This window comes from Paenibacillus ginsengihumi DSM 21568 (genome assembly GCF_000380965.1).
Lineage (GTDB): Bacteria > Bacillota > Bacilli > Paenibacillales > NBRC-103111 > Paenibacillus_G > Paenibacillus_G ginsengihumi.
Genome location: NZ_KB905559.1, coordinates 84,778 through 109,800, shown reverse-complemented (window position 1 = coordinate 109,800; position 25,023 = coordinate 84,778). Strand labels below are relative to the sequence as shown.

23 protein-coding genes, 1 pseudogene and 1 riboswitch are annotated in these 25,023 nt (G+C 56.9%); of the genes and pseudogenes, 21 read left to right on the top strand and 3 right to left on the bottom strand.

What is annotated here, in order from left to right; translation table 11 throughout:
• The 11 genes and pseudogenes from F591_RS32255 to F591_RS0109185 all read left to right on the top strand — a co-directional run.
• Positions 1–218, top strand: a pseudogene (locus tag F591_RS32255) (group II intron reverse transcriptase/maturase); the annotation flags it as partial.
• Positions 219–844: 626 nt separating this feature from the next.
• A complete protein-coding gene (locus tag F591_RS32695; RefSeq protein WP_245581003.1) occupies positions 845–988 on the top strand; it encodes a GNAT family N-acetyltransferase in 144 nt (47 codons plus the stop codon).
• Between the two features lie 240 nt (positions 989–1,228).
• Entirely contained in the window at positions 1,229–1,567 is a 339-nt protein-coding gene (locus F591_RS0109225) for a TM2 domain-containing protein (RefSeq protein ID WP_019534311.1), read from the top strand.
• A gap of 27 nt (positions 1,568–1,594) precedes the next feature.
• Positions 1,595–2,026: a TM2 domain-containing protein gene (locus F591_RS0109220; RefSeq protein WP_019534310.1), complete on the top strand. Its 432-nt coding sequence runs from the start codon at positions 1,595–1,597 to the stop codon at positions 2,024–2,026.
• A gap of 411 nt (positions 2,027–2,437) precedes the next feature.
• A complete protein-coding gene (locus F591_RS0109215) occupies positions 2,438–3,670 on the top strand; it encodes a GTP-binding protein (protein ID WP_019534309.1) in 1,233 nt (410 codons plus the stop codon).
• Between the two features lie 294 nt (positions 3,671–3,964).
• Complete coding sequence (locus F591_RS0109210; protein WP_019534308.1) at positions 3,965–4,564, top strand: TetR/AcrR family transcriptional regulator; 600 nt, start codon at positions 3,965–3,967, stop codon at positions 4,562–4,564.
• A gap of 58 nt (positions 4,565–4,622) precedes the next feature.
• Complete coding sequence (locus F591_RS0109205; RefSeq protein WP_040741351.1) at positions 4,623–5,849, top strand: MFS transporter; 1,227 nt, start codon at positions 4,623–4,625, stop codon at positions 5,847–5,849.
• 62 nt (positions 5,850–5,911) lie between these two features.
• Positions 5,912–6,325, top strand: a complete 414-nt coding sequence (locus tag F591_RS0109200) for a thiol-disulfide oxidoreductase DCC family protein (protein WP_019534306.1) — start codon at positions 5,912–5,914, stop codon at positions 6,323–6,325.
• 192 nt (positions 6,326–6,517) lie between these two features.
• On the top strand, positions 6,518–6,880 hold the full coding sequence (locus F591_RS0109195) for a VOC family protein (protein WP_019534305.1): 363 nt from the start codon (positions 6,518–6,520) through the stop codon (positions 6,878–6,880).
• Positions 6,881–6,886: 6 nt separating this feature from the next.
• The gene (locus F591_RS0109190; protein ID WP_019534304.1) at positions 6,887–7,864 is read left to right on the top strand and encodes a bile acid:sodium symporter family protein; all 978 of its coding nucleotides are present in this window, start codon (positions 6,887–6,889) and stop codon (positions 7,862–7,864) included.
• 45 nt (positions 7,865–7,909) lie between these two features.
• Positions 7,910–8,227, top strand: coding sequence for a cupin domain-containing protein (locus F591_RS0109185; protein ID WP_019534303.1), 318 nt, complete (start codon positions 7,910–7,912; stop codon positions 8,225–8,227).
• A 1,713-nt stretch (positions 8,228–9,940) separates the two neighbouring features.
• Here the strand turns inward: F591_RS0109185 and F591_RS0109160 are convergent.
• Positions 9,941–10,273: a DUF3055 domain-containing protein gene (locus tag F591_RS0109160; RefSeq protein ID WP_051109156.1), complete on the bottom strand. Its 333-nt coding sequence runs from the start codon at positions 10,271–10,273 to the stop codon at positions 9,941–9,943.
• 282 nt (positions 10,274–10,555) lie between these two features.
• Between F591_RS0109160 and ilvD the strand changes: the two genes are divergently transcribed.
• Positions 10,556–12,244 carry a dihydroxy-acid dehydratase gene (gene ilvD, locus F591_RS0109155; RefSeq protein ID WP_019534298.1) on the top strand — a complete coding sequence of 563 codons (1,689 nt, stop codon included), beginning with the start codon at positions 10,556–10,558 and terminating at the stop codon, positions 12,242–12,244.
• 87 nt (positions 12,245–12,331) lie between these two features.
• On the opposite strand, the gene F591_RS0109150 is transcribed toward ilvD, so the two are convergent.
• Complete coding sequence (locus F591_RS0109150) at positions 12,332–12,628, bottom strand: hypothetical protein (protein ID WP_019534297.1); 297 nt, start codon at positions 12,626–12,628, stop codon at positions 12,332–12,334.
• Positions 12,629–12,952: 324 nt separating this feature from the next.
• Here F591_RS0109150 and F591_RS0109145 point away from each other — a divergent pair, with 324 nt between their 5' ends.
• Positions 12,953–13,969: an HRDC domain-containing protein gene (locus F591_RS0109145; RefSeq protein ID WP_019534296.1), complete on the top strand. Its 1,017-nt coding sequence runs from the start codon at positions 12,953–12,955 to the stop codon at positions 13,967–13,969.
• Between the two features lie 127 nt (positions 13,970–14,096).
• Here the strand turns inward: F591_RS0109145 and corA are convergent, their stop codons facing one another.
• The gene (corA, locus tag F591_RS0109140) at positions 14,097–15,032 is read right to left on the bottom strand and encodes a magnesium/cobalt transporter CorA (protein WP_026326482.1); all 936 of its coding nucleotides are present in this window, start codon (positions 15,030–15,032) and stop codon (positions 14,097–14,099) included.
• A gap of 632 nt (positions 15,033–15,664) precedes the next feature.
• A riboswitch (SAM riboswitch) is annotated at positions 15,665–15,814 on the top strand.
• Positions 15,815–15,934: 120 nt separating this feature from the next.
• Between corA and metA the strand changes: the two genes are divergently transcribed.
• From metA to F591_RS0109095, 8 genes are all read left to right on the top strand, one after another.
• Positions 15,935–16,870, top strand: coding sequence for a homoserine O-acetyltransferase MetA (gene metA, locus F591_RS0109130; protein WP_019534294.1), 936 nt, complete (start codon positions 15,935–15,937; stop codon positions 16,868–16,870).
• Entirely contained in the window at positions 16,867–18,048 is a 1,182-nt protein-coding gene (locus tag F591_RS0109125; protein WP_019534293.1) for an aminotransferase class I/II-fold pyridoxal phosphate-dependent enzyme, read from the top strand. The genes metA and F591_RS0109125 overlap by 4 nt, the downstream gene beginning before the upstream one ends.
• Positions 18,049–18,170: 122 nt before the next feature.
• Positions 18,171–19,310: a cyclic dehypoxanthinyl futalosine synthase gene (gene mqnC / locus F591_RS0109120; RefSeq protein ID WP_019534292.1), complete on the top strand. Its 1,140-nt coding sequence runs from the start codon at positions 18,171–18,173 to the stop codon at positions 19,308–19,310.
• Between the two features lie 264 nt (positions 19,311–19,574).
• Positions 19,575–20,504 carry a putative sporulation protein YtxC gene (gene ytxC / locus F591_RS0109115; RefSeq protein ID WP_019534291.1) on the top strand — a complete coding sequence of 310 codons (930 nt, stop codon included), beginning with the start codon at positions 19,575–19,577 and terminating at the stop codon, positions 20,502–20,504.
• Between the two features lie 326 nt (positions 20,505–20,830).
• A complete protein-coding gene (gene thrS / locus F591_RS0109110) occupies positions 20,831–22,768 on the top strand; it encodes a threonine--tRNA ligase (protein WP_026326481.1) in 1,938 nt (645 codons plus the stop codon).
• A gap of 173 nt (positions 22,769–22,941) precedes the next feature.
• Positions 22,942–23,646, top strand: coding sequence for a 3D domain-containing protein (locus F591_RS33245; protein WP_019534289.1), 705 nt, complete (start codon positions 22,942–22,944; stop codon positions 23,644–23,646).
• An 84-nt stretch (positions 23,647–23,730) separates the two neighbouring features.
• A complete protein-coding gene (locus F591_RS33240; protein WP_281166688.1) occupies positions 23,731–23,862 on the top strand; it encodes a hypothetical protein in 132 nt (43 codons plus the stop codon).
• A 563-nt stretch (positions 23,863–24,425) separates the two neighbouring features.
• Complete coding sequence (locus F591_RS0109095) at positions 24,426–24,839, top strand: YugN family protein (protein ID WP_019534287.1); 414 nt, start codon at positions 24,426–24,428, stop codon at positions 24,837–24,839.
• Positions 24,840–25,023: the final 184 nt, after the last annotated feature.

The window sequence follows — 25,023 nt, the reverse complement described above, 5'->3', positions numbered from 1 at the left end:
ACTACGCGAGCATAGACCCGACCATGGCAAACCGATTCCTGACCAAAGTGGACTGGCATATCCGCAGAAGAATAAGTCTGTGGTGGAACAGAAAACACAAGAAGAGGAGAGCCAGTCAGGTAAATGTGTTCGAATTACTTCGGATGGCGGGTCTGAAAACCGTCGCAATTTGGGGCAAACGTACTGTCCAAGGTGAAGAACGTCGGAAAGCCGTATGAGGGAAAACTTCACGTACGGTTTGATGAGGAGGGGCTGGTACCCCCAGCCCTTCACTCTACATTCCCTTTCCTTTGGTGCGAAGAGGACGGAAAATGTTGCATTTTTTGCAGGATTCGTCGCTACATGTGCCCGGGGAGGAGCCTCGCGACGGAGGTAGGAAGCCGAACCAGTCATTCGTCGCTTCATGTGCCGGGTGGGCCCGGAAAGGGGCAGCGCTAACGCGGAGTCCAAATGCACCGCGGAGTTCGAATGCCAACGCGGGGTCCGAATGCCAGCGCGGAGTCCGAATGCTGCGCGGAGTTCGAATGCCAACGCGGGGTCCGAATGCCAGCGCGGAGTCCGAATGCTGCGCGGGGTCCGAATGCCAGCGCGGAGTCCGAATGCTGCGCGGGGTCCGAATGCCAGCGCGGAGTCCGAATGCTGCGCGGGGTCCGAATGCCAACGCGGAGTTCGCATGCTGCGCGGGGTCCGAATGCCGGCGCGGAATTCGCATGCCAGCGCGGAGTTCGGGGCCGCAGGCTGAATATCCCCGCCGCACCTGCCGCACAAAGTATTTTGCACGATAAAGGACCTTGCCGAAGGCAAGGTTTTTCGTGTCTTTAACGCAGCAATTTATGATGTCGTTGTGCATCGGGAATATCAAAAACAAGGTGTTGGCCAGAGGATCGTAGAGCATTTGATGGACAAGCTTGCCGATGTTTCTTGCTTGCATTTGATATCGACTTCGGGTAACGAAGCGTTTTACCAAAAAAATAGGATAAGCGGCTGAAGACAGGGATGGCAATATATTTGAACGAGAACTGGCGAGTAAGTATTTGGAGTAGATTGCGGTCTGAGAAGGTTTAAGGAGAAGCAGCAATCGGACATGCGCCAAAAAGATCATAAATTTTGCAAATTTAATTCAAAAGTCCCAAGAAAAAATGGAAAATGTAGTTGTTTTTTTAGTCTTAGTTCATTATAATTATTACGTTATTGTTACAAACTATGGCAAAAGGAGACTGTTTTGGGTATGAGCTACAATGTGGCACTAAAAAGCCAGCTCGATGCGCGGGAATTGCTGCTTTTGGAGCAAGAGGTGAAAAACCAGGGCAAAAACATGGTAGTCGCCTATGTGCTCTGGTATTTCCTTGGAATAGTGGGGGGACACCGCTTTTATTTGGGCAAGAAAGGGTCGGCTATCGCACAGTTAATTTTGACGCTGACCCTCATCGGGGCGGTGATCACCGCTATCTGGTGGCTGGTTGACGCGTTTCTTGTACATACGTGGGTCAAAGATCACAATCGCGATGTTGAAGGGAAAGTGCTGGAGCAAATCATGAGACAGAAGAACGTCTCTGCCACCATGTAATTTATTTAGCTATATAAGGAGCGCAGCATGCTCAACAAACAAGATTTGACATTAGACGAAATGATGGTATTCAGCTCGGAGATGAGGGCTTCCGAGAAATCGACGGCGCTCGCTTACTTGATGCTGCTGGGCGGACATTTGGGGATTCATCGATTTTACTTGAACAAAAAGGGAACAGGCATCCTGCAGCTGGTTTTGTTTCTGCTGGCCTGCCTGTTTTATTTCGGGCTCAGCATTGGCTCGGCAGCGCAGTCCGAAGCCCTGATCGCCATTTCGATCATTCTGTTCATCCTGCCGGCGCTTACACTGTTCATATGGGTCATCGTCGATTTGTTTCTTCTTCCCCGCATGCTGCGGGAATACAATGCCCGGGTTGAGCAGGAAATTTTGCGGGAAATTCAGCAGCACCGGCAAATGAAGCATCTGGCGGGCGCAAGCCGCCCGGACAACGATATGTAAAGAGGCAAGCTGGCGTCCTGTTCAGGGGCGTCAGTTTTTTTTGTGCAGCGAAAAAAAAAAGACTATTCCCGTCAGTTCAGTCCGGGAATAGCTCCAAAAAATATATGAGAGAAGGAGAGGGACCAATCATTAGCTCAATTCCGCACCATGATCATAACAAGGCGGAAAGCCGATCGATCGGGGGGAATAAACCGTTTTCATAGGGGATATGCGCCTTATTAATCTTATGAAACGGATTCGGTCGCTGGCCGACCGCGTTTCTCTTGTCCCCCCATGCTCCAGGCGCCCGGCCATAAAATTCCCTGAACTTCTTGCGCTGTACAATATCACGTTGTATAATCGTAATTGTTACGATTAGACCAAGCTTAAATAGTAATAATTACAACAAAATAAACAAAGGGGTTTTATCCGATGACCAATCGCGATGCTAAAATTCCCGTAACGGTGCTCAGCGGCTATCTGGGTTCGGGAAAAACGACGGTGCTGAACCATATTTTGCACAACAGGCAAGGCCTTAAGGTTGCCGTAATTGTGAACGATTTGGGCGAAGTGAATGTAGATGCGGGGTTGATCAAGGACGGCGGGGCGCTATCCCGGACGGAGGAGAAGCTGGTGGAGATGTCCAACGGCTGCATATGCTGTACGCTCCGCGAGGACCTGCTGCGGGAAGTGGAGCGGCTGGCGAAGGACGGGCGCTTCGATTATATTTTGATCGAATCGACCGGGATCGGGGAGCCGGTTCCGGTCGCCCAGACGTTCTCCTATATCGACGAGGAGCACGGCATCGACCTTACGCAGTGGTGCCGGCTCGATACGATGGTGACGGTGGTGGACGCGTACCGGTTCTGGCACGATTATTCGAGCGGCGAGTCGCTGCTGGACCGTCGGCAGGCCGTAGGACAGGACGATACGCGGGATGTAGTCGATCTGCTGATCAGCCAGATCGAATTTTGCGATGTGCTGCTGCTGAACAAATGCGATCTGGTCGCAGAAGAGGAATTGGCCGCCCTGGAGCGGATGCTCCGCAAGCTGCAGCCGCGCGCTACAATCGTGCGCACGACGTACGGGCAGGTGGACCCGCGGGAACTGCTGAATACCGGCCGATTCGATTTCGCGGAGGCGAGCGCCTCGGCGGGCTGGATCAAGGAGCTGGAGCAGGGCCACCATACGCCGGAAACCGATGAATACGGCATATCCTCTTTCGTATACGAAAGAAAGAGGCCGTTCCATACCGAGCGGCTGACCGCATGGATGACGGACTGGCCGGAAGAGATCGTCCGGGCCAAAGGGACGCTGTGGCTCGCCACCAGGAACGACATGGCCCAAAGCTTGAGCCAGGCCGGCCCCTCGATCCAGTTCGGTCCGGCCGGACGGTGGGCGGCGTCTCTGCCTCTTGAGCAGCGGGAGGCGTTGCTTGCCGAGGAGCCGGAATTGGCGCAAGGCTGGGACCCCGTGTACGGGGATCGCATCACGCGCCTCGTGTTCATCGGCATCGGCATGGATGCGGCGGCGATTGCCAAAGGGTTGGATCAATGCCTGCTGACCGACGAAGAGATGCGGGAGGATTGGAGCCGCATGGCCGACGAGCTGCCGAACATATCCTCGGAGCAGCTCGAGCAGATGATGGCGGGAGCGGGGACATAGGGCAAGCGGCAGGCCAGAGAGCGGCGCGTTCATCGGCAGCGTGACCGCTCACTGGCGCGGTTGCGGAAGCGTTAGGCCAGGCGCTGGAAGCATCCATGAGTTGCCCGGGCATTGCGCCCGCACCAGCGCACCGGCTGCAGGGAAGGCGGATCGCGAGGCAGACAGACTGCCCGGATCGGCCTTTTTTGCGCATTATGCGCATTAATAGAGGTATTTGCTTTACGGCATCCCGTTTGATAATATTATAGAACGAACGTTCAGTATAAATAATAAAGAAGGTGTCTCCCCATCAAAATGAACAAAAAGCAAGCGCAAAGCGAACAGACGAAAGGCAAAATTGCCGCTGCTGCCCGGGCGCTTTTCGCGCAGAAGGGCTACAAAGCAACCTCCATTGAGGAGATCGTGGAGGCGACGGAGTGCAGCAAGGGCAATATTTACTACCATTTTAAAAGTAAAGAAAGCTTGTTTCTTTATTTGCTCGACGAGTGGGATTTGGAGTGGGAGCAAAAATGGAAGGAGCAGGAAGCGCGTTATCAGTCCTCCACCGAGAAGCTGCATGCGATCGCCGATTTGCTCGTATTGGACGATTTCAATCATCCTTTGACCAAGGCGGCGGATGAGTTTTTCAATCAGGAGAAGTCGAACGAGGTAGAGCGGCGCATTACCGAAATGATGGCCCGGCACCTGCGTTTTAACCAGCGGCTGATTCAGGAAGGGATCGACCGGGGCGAATTCGCGTCGGACTATCCGGTCGAGCATTTGGCCGTCATTATGGAAAGCCTGTTGTTCGGACTTAATCAGCTGTCCAGGCGAACGTACCGGATGGACGAAGCGATCGCGCTCTACCGCACCGCCGTCGACGTTATGCTGAACGGGATCGCGCAGCGGGAGTAAGGCGATACCCGATTCCTGAAGCCGCATCGCTTAATTTGAATAGAAGGGATATCGTATCATGTCGCTCTTGTTAAGAAACCGGGGGGCTATCCTCCTCCTGATGGGCAATATTTTGCTTGTTTTTACCGGAATCGGTCTTGTTATTCCCGTTATGCCGACATATTTGAGAGAGCTTCATTTGAACGGCAGCATTCTGGGGTTCATGGTCGCGGCTTTTTCGTTGTCGCAGCTCTTATTCTCTCCTTTTGCCGGCAGACTATCGGATAAGATTGGCCGGAAGAAAAATATCGTGGCTGGCATCGTCCTCTTTGCCGTATCGGAGTGGCTGTTCGGAGCGGCCAGCCAGCCGTTGTGGCTGTTCGTCTCGCGCGTGCTCGGAGGCATGGGAGCGGCGCTGGTCATGCCTGCGATTATGGCCTATGTCGCCGACGTTACCAGCAAGGAAGAGCGCGCCCAAGGGATGGGATTCATTAATGCGGCCATCACGACAGGGTTTATTATCGGCCCCGGGATTGGGGGCTACTTGGCGGGATTCGGCGTTCGCGCTCCGTTCTATGCAGCGGCGGCGGCTGGCGCCATCGCTGCCGTCATTACGATTCTGGTCCTGCCGGATACGAAGGCTCAAGAGGCCGCTTCCGGCGAAGCGCGCACAGCAGAGAAGCAGCCGGGCTTGCTTTCGCAGCTGCTGCTGTCGTATAAAGAGCCGTATTTTCTCAGCCTGATCATCGTGCTGGTCGCCTCGTTCGGGCTGGCGAACTTCGAGACCGTATTCGGACTGTATGTGGACCACAAGTTCGGCTTTACGACGAAGGACATCGCCTTTATCATCACCGTCGGCTCGATCGCCGGCGCAGTGGTGCAGCTTACGATTTTCGGCTGGATTCTCGAGCGGTTCGGCGAACGAAGGGTCATTTCCTGCTCCTTGGGCACCGCCGGCGTCTTCGTCTTCCTGATGCTTATCGCGGGCAGCTACTGGTCGGTGCTCGTCGTTACATTCATCCTGTTCCTGTCGATTGATCTGCTGCGCCCCGCGCTCGGCACGCAAATGTCCAAGATGGCCAACGAGCAGCAGGGCTTTGTTGCCGGTCTGAACTCGGCGTTCACCAGCATGGGCAACATTCTCGGCCCGCTGGCTGCCGGCGTGCTGTTTGACATGAATATCCATTTTCCATACGCTTCGGCCGCGGTCGTCCTGCTGCTGTGCTTCCTGCTGTCGATTCGGGCCGCAGCCAAAGCGAAAGCGAACGCGGGCTCCCCGCAGGCGGCGAAAACGAACGGTGGTTAACCGTTATTGGATATCATGGTATATATTGGCGAGGTCGGAGCAATGGGAGGGACAAAGGGGCTATGGCGAAGCCTGAGGAGCATGCAGTCGTATTGTTCGACGGTGTATGCACGTTTTGCAACCGGTCGGTGCAGTTTGTCATCCAGCGCGACCGCGGCGGCTATTTCCGCTTCGCCTCGCAGCAGTCAGGCGCCGGCAGCGCCCTGCTGGCAGCCTTCCCCGAAGCGGCGGGCACTGACTCGATCGTGCTGATCGAGCAGGGTAGGGCGTATACCGAATCGACCGCGGTGCTGCGCATCGCAAGGCGGCTGGACGGCCTATGGAAGGCGGCTTACCTGGCGATCGTCATTCCCCGGCCAGTCAGGGATCTGGTATACCGCTCCTTCGCGCGGCGGCGCTATCGCTGGTTCGGCAAGGAAAGCTCCTGCATGATGCCGACTCCGGACATCCGGGAGCGATTTTTAGGCATGGATTAATTGCTAACCCGCCAGTCGGGATTTGGCCCAGCAACAAGCCGACGATTTCCGGCCAGGCCGGGAGATTGCTGGCGATTTAAAGCTGCAGGCCGCCTCCCACAAGCCGCTGGCGGGTTTGTCATATAGGCGATGAAGCGTTATGATAAGAAAGACTCTGCGAACTTGCGAACATTCCACCGGGAGGATAACACGATGATTCAAAAAATCGCGACCGTCGCGATCTATGTCGAGGATCAGCAAAAAGCGAAAACGTTCTGGACGGAAAAAGTCGGCTTCCGGGTCGTCCGTGAAACGCCGATGGGACCTGGCGGCAGCTGGCTGGAGGTTGCTCCTCCGGGAGCCGAAAGCGCTCTCGTGATTTATCCGAAAAGCATGATGAAAAATTGGGCGGAGCTTACGCCTTCCATCGTCTTTCATTGCGACGATGTGGAGGAGACATATAACAGCATGAAAGCGCGTGGCGTCGAATTCGAAGGCGAGCCGCAGAAAATGCAGTGGGGCACCTACGCGACGTTCAAGGACGAGGACGGCCATTCCTTCCTGCTGAAAGGATAAGCCGCCATGCTGCAAACGATCAACCGCTTCTTGGAAAAATGGTTGCCGCTCGTCACGCCGACGAGCGTGGCCATCGGACTGCTGCTGTCCGTCTGGCTGTCGCCGTTCACGGCTGCCGTGCCCTGGATTTTCGCCTTTATGACCTTTTCGGGCAGTCTGGGCATGAATTTTCGCGATCTGCAGCGGGTGATGACCCATCCGCTGCCGATTTTGCTGTTTCTCGTCGTCGTTCACGCCGTTATGCCCTTGCTGGCCTGGTCGATGGGGCATCTGGCGTTCCCTGACGATCCGCTGACCATTACCGGACTTATTCTGCTGCTGACGATTCCGACAGGGATCGTCAGCTTCACGTGGGTGACGATCTACAAAGGGCATACGGCGCTGACGCTGTCCATCATTCTGATCGACACGTTCCTGTCGCCTTTTTTGGTCCCCTATACGCTGTCTCTGCTGATCGGAGCTAAGGTGGAGATGGACACGTGGGGCATGCTGCAAGGCCTTGTATGGATGGTCGTCGTCCCTTCGCTGCTCGGGATGGCCATCAACCAGTGGACCGGGGGAAGGGCGAAGTCCGAATGGGGCCCCAAGCTCGCTCCGTTCTCGAAAATCGGGCTGGCCCTCGTCGTCATGATCAACAGCGCGGTGATCGCCCCTTATTTCAAGCAGTGGGACAGCGGAATCCTGTTCCTTGGGGCCGTCTGCGTCTTCGTCGTGGCGCTCGGGTACGTGATCGGCTGGGGCTCGGCCCGTCTCTTCCGCATGGACCGGGGCGCGGCCGTCAGTCTCATGTTCAACTGCGGCATGCGCAACATCAGCGCGGGAGCGGTGCTGGCCACCTCCTTCTTTCCGCCGGCCGTAGCTGTGCCGACGATTATCGGGATGCTGTTCCAGCAAATGATGGCTTCGTTCTTCGGATACGTCTTCTTCAGCGGCAAAATGCTCAAGGCTGCGAAAGGCTCGCTGCCGCAAGGCAAGTCGGCCTGACGAAGTTGGAGTTGCTATGAATCACGGGCAAAGGGGATGCGGGCAATGAGCAATATCAACATATGGGAGAATGCCGAGCCTGGCGTAAGGCGCAAAATTTTCGAGCCGGGCGCCGGCATCATGATGATGGAGGTTCATTTCGAAGCGGGAGCGGAAGGATACGTTCACAGCCACCCGCATGAGCAGCTGTCCTACTGCCTGAAGGGCAGGATGGAATTCACCGTCGACGGGGAGACGAAGATCGTCTCGGCCGGCGAGACGATCTACATCCCGAGCGGCGCGAAGCACGGCTGCAGGGCGCTGGAACCGAGCGCCCTGCTCGATTCGTTCGCCCCGGTCCGAGAAGACCTGATCAAGCGCTGACCTGACGGGCAATCCGCCAAACGATCGCTAAAGCGCGATTGCTCATCCTTGAAAGGACATCAACGGACGCCGCTGACGAGCGATTCCTGTCGTCATCGGTCGCCACCTGCGGCGTTGAAAATTCGGCTCGTGAGGGATGGCCGGGCGCCCATGCGGCTTGCGCAGCACCAGCAGAAGATGAAAATGGGCCGCGGGCCCTGGGGGCTATTTTCAAGATAGACCCCCATGCCGCTGGCGCAGCACCATCAGAAGATGAAAATGTGCCGCGCACCCCTGGGCGCTATTTTCAAGATAGCCCCCCATGCCGCTGGCGCAGCACCATCAGAAGATGAAAATGAGCCGCGCACCGCCGGCTATTTTCAAGATAGCCCCCCATGCGGCTTCGCAGCACCATCAGATGGTGAAAATGTGCCGCGCACCGCCGGCTATTTTCAAGATAGACCCCCATGCCGACTTGCGCGGCACCATCAGAAGATGAAAATGAGCCGCGAGGGGCTATTTTCAAGATAGCAAATGTTGTATTTTGTACAACAAAAACGGGGGGATAAACCGCATAAGCGGCTCAAAGTTGTAGAACGTGCAACATTTCAGGCGATGTTCCCGGGTTTGAAGCCAATCGCGCTCAAATTGTTGCACAAAATACAACATTCCCCCTCCTTTTACCCGAAAGTTCCGGAAAATGTTGCATTTTTTGCAGGATTTGTTGCCTCATGTGCCCGGGGAGGGGCGTACAACCTGCTGATCAGGGAACGGATCGCTCCATGTGCCCCGGGAAGGAGCCGCGCTACCGCGGAGCTCGGGCCATAGGACTTCTCGGGCGCGATGACACGAATCTGTCCTGGAGCATCATGGACTGGGGCGTGGCTTGCGGCCAAATACGAAAAGCAGCTGAGGCTGAGCGGGATCATGAAAGGCGCAGCATTTTCGGGGACGGGGAGAACGGAAGAATGTCTTGCAGCAACCGGCTTGTGAAGGAGGCCATGGAAGAATAGCCTCAAGCTGCTGGTCTGCGAAGGAGGCTGTGGAAGAATGCCATGACCTGCGGCTCGCTTTTGGATCGCTTCTGGGTCGATGCCAAGGCGGTGTGCTTGCTTTATGTTCGCTGCAACCGATCGTCGCCGGCACTTGCGATCGGCGGACCCGAGCTGCCGGCAATGGCTTGCTCGCTTCCGGATCGCGGCCAAGGCGGATCGCTCGCTTCGATAGCCTCCTTAGGCATGCCTTGGGCTCACGTTTTGCCGGGCAGACCCTGAGCTAACGCAAGTCAGAGAGCTTATTTCACTCGAAACGCTCGATTTGGAATTGTAACGCAAGTGAGCAGCCTTATTTCGCGTTTTCGGCCACCAAATTCAGCGTTTTTGACCAAATAGCGCTACCCAGTTGCGTTAGATTTTTCAAAGGCTGCATTTCAGCAAAATAGCGTTTGTCACTTGCGTTAGGGAGGAGATTGTGATCGGGATGGTTCCAGGCGATCCGCTTGGCTCACTTGTAGCCCTCGGTTTATGCTGCCTTGGCTATGTCTTGCGGATCGAGTCATAAACCGGTCCCTGCCAAAACGTGAAACCGTTTGTGGCTATGCCCCCAAGTCATGGAGCGGTTTTCTTAGCATCATTGTCTGTATCAAGAAAAACAACCGCTGAACCGCGGTCGCTCACCCTTGAATGGACTTCGATAGATGTTTTTCTTACAATAAGCTTGTTATGCGACACGAGCCTACAGATCGGTGAAGTTCACAGGGCCGACGATTTCCTCCAAAAAAGCGCGCAGCTCGGCGGCCTCTTCGTCAGTCAGCTTGTAGAAGTGCTCCAAGTAGCCTTCCTCGGCCAAATCGTCCGGTCCGATGACGGCAGTGCGGCCTGTCTGCAGGTCTGTGACGAGCTTCTTGCCGTAAAAGCGGTTCGTCGAGGTGATCGCCAGATCGAATCGGCGCAGCGTCTCGCCGACGAAGCAGACGAACCGTGTCGTCGTCTCTTCCTTGTTGTCGTATAAGTAATCGAATTCCCTGGTTGCGGACACGCCGTGTCCTCCTTTGCGACGTAAGATCATGCCATGATTATACCTTAATACGCTGCCCGCGGCAAAGAAGCTCGTCTCGGCGGCTAATGACCGCGCATCTGCGGCGTCTGTTGCCCAGCTGTTTCACGTTTTCAATTTCGGGGAAACGTGTTACAATCGAGAGAAGCGATATTTTTGGTATTTTTATAGATGGACGCCTATGACGAGACGAGCGATTCCTTCTGTCATCGGCCGTCACCTTCGGTATTGAAAATTTGCCGAAGGACTTCGTCCAATTTTCAACATAGAAAGAAACGGAGGCATCATAGAGCTATGTCCAATAAACGCAAGATGAGAAGCGACATGATCAAAAAAGGCTTCGACCGCGCTCCGCACCGCAGCTTGCTGCGCGCCGCAGGCGTCAAGGAGGAAGATTTCGACAAGCCGTTTATCGCGGTGTGCAACTCCTACATCGATATCATTCCAGGTCACGTGCACCTGCAGGAGTTCGGCAAGCTCGTCAAGGAAGCGATTCGCGAAGCGGGCGGCGTGCCGTTCGAATTCAACACGATCGGCGTGGACGACGGCATCGCGATGGGCCATATCGGCATGCGCTATTCGCTGCCGAGCCGGGAGATTATCGCCGACTCTCTGGAAACGGTCGTATCCGCACACTGGTTCGACGGCATGGTGTGCATCCCGAACTGCGACAAAATTACGCCGGGCATGATGATGGGCGCGCTGCGTGTCAACATCCCGACGATCTTCGTCAGCGGCGGCCCGATGAAGGCCGGCAAGACAAGCGACGGCCGCTCGATCTCCCTGTCCTCCGTCTTCGAAGGCGTCGGCGCATACCAGGCCGGCAAAATCGACGACAAAGGGCTGCAGGAGCTGGAGCAGTACGGCTGCCCGACATGCGGATCCTGTTCCGGTATGTTTACGGCCAACTCCATGAACTGCCTGGCCGAAGGACTCGGCCTGGCGCTGCCCGGCAACGGCACGATTCTCGCTGTATCGCCGGAGCGCAAGGAATTCGTCAAGCGCTCCGCGAAGCAGCTGATGGAGCTGATCGAGAAAGATATCAAGCCGCGCGATATCGTGACGCCCGAGGCCATCGACAACGCATTCGCGCTCGACATGGCGATGGGCGGCTCGACCAATACGGTGCTGCATACGCTGGCGATCGCACACGAAGCGGGCATCGATTATCCGATCGAGCGCATCAACGAAGTGGCGAAGCGGGTACCGCACCTGGCCAAGATCGCTCCGGCCTCCGACTATCATATCGAGGACGTGCACAACGCCGGCGGCGTGAGCGCGATCATCAACGAGCTGCTCAAGAAGCCGGGCGCCATTTACGGAGAGGCGATCACCGTCAGCGGCAAGACGCTGCGCGAGAACGTCGCCGGCTGCGAAATTGTGAACAAGGACGTTATCCGTCCGCTCGATAACCCGCATTCCGAGCAGGGCGGCCTGGCCGTATTGTTCGGCAACCTGGCGCCGGGCGGCTCCATTATCAAGGTCGGCGCGGTGGACAAGTCCGTCGGCGGCTATCATAAGGGGCCGGCCATCTGCTTCGACTCGCAGGAAGAAGCGCTCAGCGGCATCGCAAGCGGCAAGGTGAAGGAAGGCCACGTCGTCGTCATCCGCTACGAAGGGCCGAAGGGCGGCCCGGGAATGCCGGAGATGCTGGCGCCGACATCGCAGATCGTCGGCATGGGCCTCGGCGCGAAGGTCGGCCTGATCACCGACGGCCGCTTCTCGGGCGCGTCCCGCGGCATCAGCATCGGCCACATCTCGCCGGAAGCGGCCGAGGGCGGACCGATCGCCTTCGTCGAGGACGGCGACATCATCGAGCTCGATCTGAACAATCGCAAGATCGAGCTCCATATCAGCGATGAAGAGATGGCCCGCCGCAAGGCGAACTGGAAAGGCTTCGAGCCGAAGGTGAAGACCGGCTACCTGGCCCGCTACTCCAAGCTCGTCACGAACGCCAGCTCTGGCGGCGTGCTCAAAATTTAAGCAAGCAGCGATGACAGCCCCCCGGCTCTCGGCCGGTCGGGGCTGTTTTGTTGATCTCGCCGAACGACTGGCGCTTGCGCCGCTGTCTTATTCGTCGACCCGGTCGTCCCCGGAGGCGTCGTGCGTCGGATGGGCGCCGGGATATTCCCGCGAGATGCCGGCGTGCAGATCGCGGTTTTCGTAGGTGAATTGATGGTGCGCCCGCTGGTCCTTTCGCCAGGGCGAGCTTTTGCCGAGCGATTCCGCAAGCAGGTCCATGCCGTACGGCCCCTCCGGAAATTCTTCGGCAGTCAAGTCGTTGCGCTGGGACTCAACGGTTTTGACATCGGTATAATGGTGACGGTCCTCGTCGATGAAGCCGTCGCGGTTTACGTCTTCCGGCATGTCGGCTGTTCCCTCCTTCGGGATATTTCGCGGGATGCCCTTATACGAAAGGGCCTCCATCATTCTAAAAAGCGGGGGCTTTTATCATTCTCCCCAAAAGCGGGAACGATATCCGACCATGACCATGCAAGGTCGCCGGGCGATTCAAGATTGTCCGACGGATGGCTTGACCTGTTGCCAGCCAGGGCATCTTATGCTATAATGGGATTAATTTCAAATGCAGCGTACTTGAGGAAGCACCTCTTTTGCCTTTCGGGGCAGGGAGGTGCTTTTTTGCGTTTGAAAGAAAGCATGTGATCACCAATATTTGCGGGAGGGAAAGGCATGAATTTGATGTTCTTGAACAGCCTGGAGAAGACGACGGAAGAGGGGAGAGTCCGCACCGGGCAAGTGTCCATCGGGGAGCATCAGGGCCAGTGGTCGGTCATCTGGAGCGAGACGAAGGAGGACGGGCGGCCTGTACAGGAATGCTGGTTCGAAGGCATTCATTGGGACGAGCTGCTGGCAGTATTCCGCGAACGCATCGCGGCGAAGCAGAGCGAAGGCTTCAGGCCCTTGATCGAGATGGGCGCAGGAGGCATCGAGCTGCTGGACGAGCGCGCGCTGCACTCCGGCATGCTGCAGTATTACGGAGAGATGCAGGCGGACGAGCCGCTGTACGAGGAGCTTAGGCAGTGGCGCTTCAAGCAGGCGGCGCGGGACGGCAAGTCGCCGTTCATCATCGCCTCCAACCGGATGCTGAAGATGATCAGCGCCTACAAGCCGCATACGGAAGAGGAGCTGCTGCAACTGCCGGGCTTCGGCAAGCATCGGGCGGCGTTGTACGCTGCCGCGATTACGGACATCGTTCGCCGCTACGAGCGCACCACCTCGTTCCCGCTCGATTGGGTCGAGCCATCCGTCGACGAGAACGCTTTCGTAACATGGTATCTGGAGGAAAAGCGGCGCAGGCGCAAGGCGGAAGCGGACAAGCGGGAAACAAAGCGCAGGCTGCTCGAGTCGATCGGCCGCGGCGACGGACTGGAAGCGATCCTGAACGAAACGAAGCTGCAGCGGCGCGATCTGGTGCTGTGGGTCGAGGAGCTGGACAAGGAAGGTTACGATATGCTGCCGTTCGCCGACCGAATGCTGGAGGAAGTCCCCGCGCAGGAGCGGGAGGCGGCCCGGGAGGCTTTCGCCAAGCTGGGAGACAAGTATTTGAAGCCCGTGCTGCTGGCGGTGTTCGGCGACAAGGAGCTAAGCGCCAAGGAGACGGAGCGCATCTACGAATGGCTCCGCTTGCTAAGGATCAAATATCGCCGGGACGCCGCCGCAAGCGAGCGGGTCGAGGAGGCGAGCTGAGAGCCGCAGCAGCAAAATGGCGAAGGTCCCTCGGGAGGGCCTTCGCCAGTCGGACGACAAACGGCGTCATTCGCCGCAGCGATATCGACGATATAAGTGATATAAGCGTTATTAAGCGGACTTCCGGTCAAAGCCAATCTTTTTTGCGAAACAGCACGAACATGGAGATGCCGACGATGATCATGAAAATAACGGTGATAACGCCGCCGTATCTGAAGTGCAGCCCCGGAATGTAATCGAAGTTCATCCCGTAGATGCCGGTAATGAACGTCAGCGGCATGAAGATCGTCGTCAGCGCGGTAAAGATGCGCATGATTTCGTTGGCGCGGCTGGCGATGCTGGATTGGTACGCTTCCCGCAGGTTGCCCATCAAATCGCGAAACGTATCGAACGTCTCCGAAATTTTGACGGCGTTCTCGTAGATGTCGCCGAAATATTTGCGCAGCGGCTCGCTGATGAGCTTCAGATCCTTGCGGCTCAGCAGCGAGATGACCTCCTTCTGGGGGATCAGCACCTTCTTGAGCCACAAAATTTCGCTTCGGAGCCCGATGATCTCGTTCAGATGTGATTTCTTCGTATGCATGAGGATGTCTTCCTCAAGCTTCTCGATCTTCGCCTCGATCCGGTCGCCGACGTTCGTGTAGTTGTCCACGACCAGGTCGACCAGGTGGTACAAAAACTCGTCGGGCGCCGTCACCTCTTCCTGCCACAAAATCGGCTTCAAGGTGCGGAGCTCGTTGATTTTTTGCCGGGTAACGGTAATGATGTAATGCTTGCCGAGAAAAATGTTCAATGACCTCAGAAAAATTTCCTCATCGTCGAAACGGATGCTGTTCACCACGATAAAATAGTTGTTGTCGTACAATTCGATCTTGGGGCGCTGCTCCTCTTCGTTCATGCAGTCCTCCACCGCCAGCTCGTGCAGCTGGAACAGCGGCTGCAGCACCGTCAAATCGTCAATGCCCGCGTCGATCCAATAAAAGCCCCGTTCAGGCGGATTCAGCGTTGCGGCAATATCCTCCACCAATGTAAAAACTCCGTTTTCAACCAAACGTGCCTTCACGGTTTCCACCCTCCCTGATGTCGGTGGAACGCGGCCGGCAAGGCGGCAGGCAGAGGCGCTCCAGGGCATGCGAGCAGCTGCCAAAACGAACGGCAAAAACAGCCGGGCAAAGGCTCGCATTCATGGCTTGCGCGCTTCAGGCGGCTCGATCGAATGCAGCGGGATCCGGCCGGGTTCCACACGAACTATTCATTTGTTGTCTGAACGTCAAACCGCCGTGCCGTGTGTCGTGAACTCGGGAGCGACTGCTACTCCTCGGGTCTCCGTCCATTCGATGGATGCACCCCTTTGCGAGAAAATGTCAGCGCGCATTGCCGCGCTTGTTTCAGTATATACCTTCATTTTCCACACTTCAAGGTGAAAACTTTGGGCGAAAGTAAGGTTGATGCCGGATCATTGCACTGCCGGAGATTCCATATGCTGCGAGATGTTGCCGGATGCCGCCCGATGCCGCCGGAATGCTGAGATGTTGCCGGATGCCGCCGGATGCCGCCGGAATGCTGCGAGATGTTGCCGGATGCCGCCGGAATGCTGCGAGATGTTGCCGGATGCTGCCGGCTCAATGCTCTTGACGCGTATGTGCTTTTCGTATACAGTATTATCATATCCAACAGAATAGATTCGGTTTCGCACTCTTATCAAGAGTAGGTGGAGGGACTGGCCCGATGATACCCGGCAACCGACAATAGACTTATCGCCTGGACGATACCCTGCGGCAGGCTCTATTGCACGGTGCTAATTCTTGCGGAAGCGGCTTTGCGGCGGCTTCTGAGAGATGAGAGAGGAGATTGTAGCGATACAAGGGCCTTTCTCGTGCAAGCGGAAAGGCCCTTTTGTTATGGCTTTTCCGCGGCAGGTGCGAGAAACGACGAATCATCACCGATCCCAAAGGAGTGAATCAGATGCCCATCAAAATACCGGATCACTTGCCTGCCAAGGAAATCCTCATCGACGAGAACATTTTTGTGATGGATGAGACGGTCGCTTTTCACCAGGATATTCGGCCCCTGCGGATTGCGATCATGAATTTGATGCCCACGAAAGAAACGACGGAAACTCAGCTGCTTCGGCTGATCGGCAACACCCCGCTGCAGGTCGAGTTCGTGCTGCTGCATCCGAAAACCCATAGATCCAAAAATACGTCCGCCGAACACCTCGAGCAGTTTTACAAAACGTTCGACGATGTGAAGGAAGAGAAATTCGACGGCCTGATCATTACCGGCGCGCCGGTGGAGACGCTCGAATTCGAGCAGGTGAACTATTGGGATGAGCTGACGCAGCTGATGGACTGGAGCCGCACGAACGTCACCTCGACGCTGCACATCTGTTGGGCCGCTCAGGCCGGGCTGTACCACCACTTCAAAGTGCCGAAGCATCCGCTTGAGAAGAAGCTGTTCGGCGTCTATCCGCATACGGTGGAGAAGCCCAAAGTCAAGCTGCTGCGCGGCTTCGACGAGCAGTTCCTCGCTCCGCAGTCGAGGCATACGGAGGTGCGGCGGGAAGATATCGAGAAGCACCCGGAGCTGGACATTTTGTCCGAATCGGAGGAGGCGGGCGTCTATATCGTAGCGACCCGGGACGGCAGGCAAATTTTCGTGACCGGCCATTCGGAATACGACGCTTGCACCTTGAAATATGAATACGATCGGGACATTGCCAAAGGGATGGATATCGACATTCCGAAAAATTATTTTCCCGGCGACGATCCGTCCAAGACGCCGCGCAACACCTGGAGGGCGCATGCCAATCTGCTGTTCTCCAATTGGCTGAACTACTATGTGTACCAGGAAACGCCTTATGATCTGTACAGCAACAGCAAGGAGAGTGTCCGCATATGACTTTAGACAAGCGCCATTGGAGAATAGAAAGCCGCCTGGCCCAGATCGGCTCCCTCGAGGAGCCGGTCACCGGGGCGGTCAGCTACCCGATTTATCAGGCGACGGCCTTCCGTCACCCCAAGCTCGGCCAGAGCACCGGCTTCGATTATTCCCGCACGAAAAACCCGACGCGCAAGGTGCTGGAAGACGCCATCGCCGAGCTGGAGAGCGGCGACGCCGGCTTCGCCTGCAGCTCCGGCATGGCCGCGCTGCAGACGATCTTCGCCCTGTTCGGCCAGGGCGATCACCTGCTCGTCTCGCTCGACCTGTATGGCGGTACATATCGCCTGCTCGAGCGCATCATGTCCCGCTTCGGCGTCACCGCCACGTATGTGGACACGAACGATCTTGACGCCCTGGAGGCGCAGGCGAAGCCGAACACGAAGGCGATCCTGATCGAGACGCCGACGAACCCGCTGATGATGATTACCGACCTTAAGAAGGTGTGCGGCTGGGCGAGGCGCAAGGGCATGCTGTCGATCGTCGACAATACGCTGCTGACGCCGTTCTTCCAGCGGCCGATCGAGCTTGGCGCCGATATCGTCATTCACAGCGCGACCAAATATTTGGGCGGACATAACGACGTGCTGGCCGGGCTGATCGTGACGAAGGGCAAGGAGCTGTCGGAGCAGATGGCGTTCCTGCACAATTCCATCGGCGCCGTTCTGAATCCGCAGGACAGCTGGCTGCTGATGAGGGGAATGAAGACGCTGGCCATTCGCATGGAGCGCCATCAATACAATGCGACCAAGATCGCCGAGCATCTGCTGGCGCATCCCGCGGTCGAAGCGGTCTATTACCCGGCTCTGCCGACGCATCCGGGCCATGAGATTCAAAATATGCAATCGTCCGGCAACACCGGCATTTTCTCGTTCCGGATGAAGGATGCCCGCTATATCGAGCCGATTTTGCGCCATATTCGGCTGATCGCCTTCGCCGAAAGTCTCGGCGGCGTCGAGTCGCTGATGACGTACCCGGCGGTGCAGACGCATGCGGACATCCCGGAGGAGATTCGCCGCCAGGTCGGCGTCGACGACCGGCTGCTCCGCTATTCGGTCGGCATCGAGCATGCGGAGGACCTGATCGCCGATCTGGATCGGGCGATCGCCGCTGCTCAGGCCGAGATCGAAGGGGTCTAACCGACGTCTTTGCCGGCGCGAAGAAGACTGCCAGAGGGGAGAGGTCCCTTATGGCGGTCTTTTTCTATAGCAAAGGCATCCCTATTATGGTAGAGTGTTGTTTGAAAAGGAGTGTGGCGTCGATGAGCGCGATCGATCAGATTTTGGATAAAGCGGTAGCCGGCACCCGAATTACGGCGGAAGAATGCATGGAGCTGTACGCTTCGAACGAAATCGAAAAGATGGGGCATGCGGCCAACCAAATTATGCTTCGTTTTCATCCGGAGCCGGTGACGACGTTCGTTATCGGACGAAATATCAACTATACGAATATTTGCGACGTGTATTGCCGGTTTTGCGCCTTTTATCGGCCCCCGGGCTCGAAGGAGGGCTATGTGCTGCCGGACGAGGCGATCTTTCAGAAAATTCAGGAGACGATCGACGTCGGCGGAACGGAAATTTTGATGCAGGGCGGCACGAACCCGAATTTGCCGTTCAGCTATTATACGAATCTGCTGCGGGAGATCAAGAAGCGCTTCCCGAGCATTACGATGCATTCCTTCTCTCCGGCGGAAATTTTGAAGATGAAAGAGGTATCAGGCGGCCTGACGCTGGAGCAGGTCGTGCGCGAGCTGAAGGAGGCCGGGCTCGATTCCTTGCCGGGCGGCGGCGGCGAGATTCTCGATGACCGGACGCGCCGCAAAATCAGCCGGCTGAAAGGCTCGTGGCGCGACTGGATGGATGTGATGCAGACCGCGCAGCGCGTCGGCATGAGCACGACGGCGACGATGGTTATCGGCTTCGGCGAGTCGATCGAGGAGCGGGCGCTTCATCTGCTGAGAGTGCGCGACGCCCAGGACGAATGCATCGCCAGCGGCTGGAACTCGCCGGGCTTCCTTGCTTTCATCTCCTGGACGTTCCAACCGGACAACACGAACCTGAAAGCGGAGAAGCTCGGTCCGGAGGACTACTTGAAAAATGTCGCGATCAGCCGCATCATGCTCGACAACATCCCGAACTTCCAATCGTCCTGGGTCACGATGGGGCCGGAGGTCGGCAAGCTGTCGCTGCAGTACGGCTGCAACGATTTCGGTTCGACGATGATCGAGGAGAATGTCGTGTCGGCGGCGGGCACGACGCATAAGGTGAACATTTCGTCGACGCTGCAGATCATTCGCGAAGCGGGCAAAATCCCGGCGCAGCGCAATACGCGCTATGAAATTTTGCGCATGTTCGATAACGACTCGTCAGCGGTCGAGAAAGATTTTATTATGCAGAACTAATCGGCAAAGCTCGGAATGTCCTGCAAGGTCCGGCCTGGGACCGTGCCTTGGGATCGTCCGGGCTTTTTCATTTATTTGCTACGCTCTGGCCGGACAATAAGCCGTATATCTGCCATTGGCGAACCATATACTTTCTACGTAGCGAATGCCGCTCGTCCCCGCGCTGGACGATAACCGAAGCAGCATGCCTTGGAAAAATCGGACATGCGCGAAAGGGCGTAAATTCGCTTTGGCCCGGTACGGGTGGAAAGGAGTGGTTTTAAGGTGAAGCTGTTCTCGATCTTATGCGCGAACCGGCCGGACGAGCTTGCCGAGCAGCTGCAGGAGGCGCTGCGCAACACCGGCTTTTTTCTACATAAAAGGGATAGCGTGGCAATCAAGTTGACCGGAACGGCCGGCCGGAGAGCCGTCGAGGTGGACGGCATTTTGCCGCAGTTCCGCTTGTCCGACGACCTGGACGCGCTGTGCTCGGAAGCGGCCGGCGCGCTGGCCGAAATCATGATGCGGCATGAAGAGGAGGCGCTGCTTGCCAGCATCATTCGCCGCGACTTCCAGTACGAGCAGGAAGAGGATATCGGAGGCATTATGAAGTATTGCCGGGCCATGCTGGACGGGACTGCTGCCGGCGGGGACGCGGAGCGGGCGCTATGTGCCCGCAGCCGCAGAAAGAGCAAATTGTCCGGCGAAATCGCGGATTACTTGAGGGAGCACACGCTGCTTAATTGGGAAGGTTTCGTCCGCTTCCGGCTGCGCACGCTGACGGAGGAGCTGCGCGATGTCGCGGAATTTGCTGTGGATGAATTTGTCATGGATCGGCAATATCAGGAATTTATTACGCTGCTCCAATATTTTGTCTATATCCAGGAAGCGAAGGTGCCGTTCGTTCATCTGATTCATAAAGGCGGCAGCGAATTTATGCTGCTGGACGAACGGATGAAGCCGATCGATACGGACGATGCGGAATCGACGGTGACGGTGGAAATGCTGGAGAAGGACATGAATTTCGAGGATATGATCGTCAGCACGCTGATTACGGTGTCGCCGGGGCAAATTTACATCCATACGCGCGAGCCGGAGCTGCAGGTGATCAAGACGATCGGGCAAATTTTCGAAAACCGGGTCGAGCTGTGCGAATACTGCCGGCTGTGTCACAATCTTGACCGGACGCACGCCGCCGAATATAATAAAGGTTAAGGCAATGATCGAAGACACGAGCCGCCGGATGCGGACTGTACAGAGAGAGGGGACAAGGCTGCAATCCCCTTCAGCACGATCCCGGTTTACCCCTTCGTAGCCGCCGGATGGAACGCCGCAAGCAGGGCCGATCGGCCTGCCGGTCAGTATATCCTGCCGGGTCATTCCCGTTAACGAATGTCAGAGGATCCGCAGGTTTCGGCTTGTCCGGCTTGGTGTCGGTTAAGCATCAGCCAGCGGATCGAATTAGGGTGGAACCACGATCAAGCGCCATCGTCCCTATGGGATGAGGCGCTTTTTTATTTGAAGCAGGAGGGTGAATGTTCATGTCTATCAAAGTTACTTTTCCCGACGGAGCCGTAAGAGAATACGAGCGCGGCACGACGGTTGAGGAGGTCGCCGGCTCTATCAGCCAAGGCCTCAGAAAAAATGCGGTCGTCGGCAAGGTGAACGGCAAGCTGGTCGACCTGTATACGCCGCTCGAAGCCGATGCGCAGCTGGAGATTGTGACGCTGGACAGCGCGGACGGGCTGGAGGTGCTGCGGCACAGCACGGCGCACCTGATGGCGCAGGCGCTGAAGCGCATTTATGGCGAGAAGAAGGTCAAGCTCGGCATCGGCCCGGTCATCGAGGACGGCTTTTATTACGATATCGATCTCGATACGCCGGTTACGCCTGAAGATCTTGGCAAGATCGAGAAAGAGATGGAGAAGATCGTACAGGAAAACCTGGCGATCCGCCGCCGCGTCGTCAGCCGCGAGGAAGCGCTGCGCATATTCGGCGAGCTGGACGATCCGCTGAAGCTGGAGCTCATTAACGACTTGCCGGACGATTCGGTGATTACGATTTACGATCAGGGCGAGTTTTTCGACCTGTGCCGCGGTCCACATTTGCCGTCCACCGGACGGATCAAGGCGTTCAAGCTGCTCAGCGTGGCCGGCGCGTACTGGCGCGGCGATGCCAAGAACAAGATGCTGCAGCGCATCTACGGCACGGCGTTCCCCAAGAAATCGGAGCTGGAGGAGCATCTGCGCCTGCTGGAGGAAGCCAAAAAGCGCGATCACCGCAGACTGGGCAAAGACCTCAAATTCTTTACGTTCTCCCGCGAAGTCGGGCAAGGGCTGCCGCTTTGGCTGCCTTACGGGGCGAAGCTGCGCCGCACGATGGAGCGTTATATCGTCGACCTGGAGGAGAAGCTCGGGTATCAGCACGTGTATACGCCGGTGCTGGCCAATGTCGATTTGTACAAAATCAGCGGGCACTGGGACCACTATCAGGAGGATATGTTCCCGCCGATGACGATGGACAACGAGGAGCTGGTGCTGCGTCCGATGAACTGTCCGCACCATATGATGGTGTACAAGAGCGATATGCGCAGCTACCGCGACTTGCCGATCCGGATCGCTGAGCTCGGCACGATGCACCGCTACGAAATGTCCGGCGCGCTGACCGGGCTGCACCGCGTCCGGGCGATGACGCTGAACGACGCGCACATCTTCTGCCGTCCCGATCAGATCAAGGAAGAATTCGCCCGGGTCATTCGCCTGATCCGTCAAGTCTATGAAGATTTCGGCATCAAGGAATACCGCTTCCGCCTGTCCTACCGCGACCCGAAGGACACGGAGAAATATTTCCCGAACGACGAGATGTGGGAAATGTCGCAGCGCATGCTGAAGGAAGTCGTCGAGGAATTGGAGCTGCCGTATTTCGAAGCGGAGGGCGAGGCGGCCTTCTACGGGCCGAAGCTCGACGTGCAGATCAAGACGGCGCTGAAGAAGGAGGAGACGCTGTCCACAGCGCAGCTCGACTTCCTGCTGCCGGAGCGCTTCCAGCTCGAATATGTCGGCGAGGACGGACAGAAGCACCGTCCGGTCGTCATTCACCGCGGCATCATCTCCACCATGGAGCGCATGACCGCCTTCCTGCTGGAGAACTTCGCCGGCGCGCTGCCGACCTGGCTCAGCCCGGTTCAGGCGAAGGTGCTGCCGGTGTCGCAAAACTTCGAGAGCTACGCCAAGGAAGTGGAGGAGAAGCTGCTGGCGGCGGGCATCCGCGTCGAAGCCGACCTGCGTAACGAGAAGCTGGGCTACAAAATCCGCGAGGCGCAGCTGGAGAAAATCCCGTACATGCTCGTCGTCGGCGAGAACGAGCAGGCGGCGGGCACCGTCTCGGTGCGCAAGCGGGGACAGGGCGATCTCGGCGCGCAGAGCGTTGCCGACGCCATCGCCCTGATCGCAGAAGAGATTCGCACCAAGCAAGTGTAATGCTTGGACAGCTTTTGCCATAAGCGCCATGCTTTCATAGCGGCAGTCTGCCGTCCGCGCCATGCAGCGGGCAGCGGGCTGCCGTTGTGCTTGATTGGATGCGCAAGCGGCCGGTATATTTCCGTGAGTATTTGGAAAACCTCATAGATTAAGGGGAGGTTAAAACCATACTCATGTTTATGAAAACCGCAAGCTATGCGAAATGGATCGGTCTGATCGCATTGATTGCAGCCGCGCTGTGGTGGACTCAGCAAGGACGAAAGCCGCTTGCGGAAGTGGAGCAGGCGGCGGGCAAGCCGGCCTCATGGTCCGCGGACGCGGCGGAGGCTGCCGGAACGGCTGCCGGTGCGGATGAAGCCGCGGTGGCGGCGGGCGCGAATCCGTCGCTGGCGAAGCAGGCGGGCGCCGGGTCGGGCAGCGTGGCAGCGAAGGCAAGAAAAGCGAGCTATAAGCTGGTGCCGAATCTGGAAAACCACGACTTGACCAAGTACAAGGCGGTGGAGGTTACGGCAACGGGCTATTACGCGGGCAAGGAATCGACGGGCAAAAGCCCGGGCCATCCCGAATACGGGGTTACTTACTCGGGACTGAAGGTCATTCGCGACGAGCATTCGCTGTCCACGATCGCCGCCGACCCGAAGGTATTCCCGATCGGAACAGTGCTCTATATTCCCGGTTACGGCTATGGAGTCGTGGCGGATACGGGCAGCGCGGTCAAAGGTCACACCATCGATCTTTATTTCGAAACGAAGGACCAGATATACAAGGAATGGGGAAAGAAAACGCTGACCGTCTTCGTCGTGAAAACAGGCGACGGCAAAATTACCGAAGCGATGTGGAACGAGCTGAAGGACAGCATGGAAAAGACAAAGCAATAACCTGAACGCACGAAGCAAAAAAGTTTCCAACACATAAACGGGCATACGCCGTCCCACAATAACGGCAGCAGGGGGGTGATGTCCGTGGCTAACCATAGAAAGAAGTCCAATCATCAGACGAACAACAGCGAATTCGCCGAAGAGGTGCTGGCCAAAAACGTCAAGCATGCGGCGCAAAACAACCCGCGCGAAAGCGCCAATGAGAATCAAAAATAATGCGTGACGATGCGACACGGGCCGCCCGCCGGCCCGTGTTTTTTCGGACATCGGCCGCCGCCTTGGGTGTGCTCAAAATTTTGGCTGGCGGACCCATACGGCTTGCGCGGCACCATCCGATGATGGAAACGGGCTGCGGGCGCAAATGTTGTATTTTGTACAACAAAAACAGGAGGATACCCCCTATTTGCGGCTCAATGTTGTATTTTGTGCAACTTTTCGGGCGATGTTTCCGGGGTTTGAAGCCAATTGTCCCCAAATTGTTGCACGAAATGCAACTTTCCCCTTTCTCTTGTGCAAAGGGGGCGGAAAATGTTGCATTTTTTGCAGGATTTGCTGCCCATGTGCCTGGGGAAGGGTTGTGGGGCCCGGCGCTATTTTCAAGATAGACGCCCATGCCGCTGGCGCAGCACCATCAGATGGTGAAAATTGGGCCGCGGGCCAAGGGCTATTTTCAAGATAGACGCCTATGACGAGCGATTCCTTTCGTCATCGGTCGTCACCTGCGGTATTGAAATTTTGTCGGCGTATACCGCCAAATTTTCAAGATAGGAGGTCATTTTATGGTACCGTTAAATTCGGCGATTATCGGACGCGAGGAAGCATTCGACCAGCTGCGCGGCTATATTCACGAGCATGGTTTTGTGCTTGGCGGCAACTGGGATTACAATCACGGGTATTTCGACCGGCATCTGGATGAAGCGCGCACGGTCTGGCTGCGCATTCCGCTCACGGTGACGCGCGGCGTTCTGGACGGGGATACGGATGCGACGGATGCTATCGTCAAGATCGGCACGCCTTTCGTGCTAAAACATTTGTATAACGACGGGCTTGATGCGGAAGCGCATGCAAATACGTTCGGCGCTCTGGTCGACCAGTTCCAGGAGCCGGTGGACAAGGATGCGCCCGTCGAGCGGAGCTGGATTGAGAAGGCGGAGAAGCTGCTGCGCCAGCTGGAGGAGAGCTGGCTGCAATAAGCGCCGCGGCGGCGTCCCCGGCTATTGTACCTGGCGGCTGCAGCGGCGTGTGCGAGGCGCCGGTATAAGCGCTCATATCGGCGCAAGTGCTCTCCCGGGCAGACGTGGGGACGTTCCGAACCCTTGGCCAACATGGCGAACAGCCGGGCATAACCGCCAAAAACGCAGGATCTGTCAAGGTTTT

What these genes read in the sequence shown, in the direction of transcription:
- F591_RS0109225 (WP_019534311.1), top strand. Translation starts at nt 1,229, where the DNA reads ATGAGCTACAATGTGGCACTAAAAAGCCAGCTCGATGCGCGGGAATTG.
- F591_RS0109220 (WP_019534310.1), top strand. Translation starts at nt 1,595, where the DNA reads ATGCTCAACAAACAAGATTTGACATTAGACGAAATGATGGTATTCAGC.
- F591_RS0109215 (WP_019534309.1), top strand. Translation starts at nt 2,438, where the DNA reads ATGACCAATCGCGATGCTAAAATTCCCGTAACGGTGCTCAGCGGCTAT.
- F591_RS0109210 (WP_019534308.1), top strand. Translation starts at nt 3,965, where the DNA reads ATGAACAAAAAGCAAGCGCAAAGCGAACAGACGAAAGGCAAAATTGCC.
- F591_RS0109205 (WP_040741351.1), top strand. Translation starts at nt 4,623, where the DNA reads ATGTCGCTCTTGTTAAGAAACCGGGGGGCTATCCTCCTCCTGATGGGC.
- F591_RS0109200 (WP_019534306.1), top strand. Translation starts at nt 5,912, where the DNA reads ATGGCGAAGCCTGAGGAGCATGCAGTCGTATTGTTCGACGGTGTATGC.
- F591_RS0109195 (WP_019534305.1), top strand. Translation starts at nt 6,518, where the DNA reads ATGATTCAAAAAATCGCGACCGTCGCGATCTATGTCGAGGATCAGCAA.
- F591_RS0109190 (WP_019534304.1), top strand. Translation starts at nt 6,887, where the DNA reads ATGCTGCAAACGATCAACCGCTTCTTGGAAAAATGGTTGCCGCTCGTC.
- F591_RS0109185 (WP_019534303.1), top strand. Translation starts at nt 7,910, where the DNA reads ATGAGCAATATCAACATATGGGAGAATGCCGAGCCTGGCGTAAGGCGC.
- F591_RS0109160 (WP_051109156.1), bottom strand. Translation starts at nt 10,273, where the DNA reads ATGATCTTACGTCGCAAAGGAGGACACGGCGTGTCCGCAACCAGGGAA.
- ilvD (WP_019534298.1), top strand. Translation starts at nt 10,556, where the DNA reads ATGTCCAATAAACGCAAGATGAGAAGCGACATGATCAAAAAAGGCTTC.
- F591_RS0109150 (WP_019534297.1), bottom strand. Translation starts at nt 12,628, where the DNA reads ATGCCGGAAGACGTAAACCGCGACGGCTTCATCGACGAGGACCGTCAC.
- F591_RS0109145 (WP_019534296.1), top strand. Translation starts at nt 12,953, where the DNA reads ATGAATTTGATGTTCTTGAACAGCCTGGAGAAGACGACGGAAGAGGGG.
- metA (WP_019534294.1), top strand. Translation starts at nt 15,935, where the DNA reads ATGCCCATCAAAATACCGGATCACTTGCCTGCCAAGGAAATCCTCATC.
- F591_RS0109125 (WP_019534293.1), top strand. Translation starts at nt 16,867, where the DNA reads ATGACTTTAGACAAGCGCCATTGGAGAATAGAAAGCCGCCTGGCCCAG.
- mqnC (WP_019534292.1), top strand. Translation starts at nt 18,171, where the DNA reads ATGAGCGCGATCGATCAGATTTTGGATAAAGCGGTAGCCGGCACCCGA.
- thrS (WP_026326481.1), top strand. Translation starts at nt 20,831, where the DNA reads ATGTCTATCAAAGTTACTTTTCCCGACGGAGCCGTAAGAGAATACGAG.
- F591_RS33245 (WP_019534289.1), top strand. Translation starts at nt 22,942, where the DNA reads ATGTTTATGAAAACCGCAAGCTATGCGAAATGGATCGGTCTGATCGCA.
- F591_RS0109095 (WP_019534287.1), top strand. Translation starts at nt 24,426, where the DNA reads ATGGTACCGTTAAATTCGGCGATTATCGGACGCGAGGAAGCATTCGAC.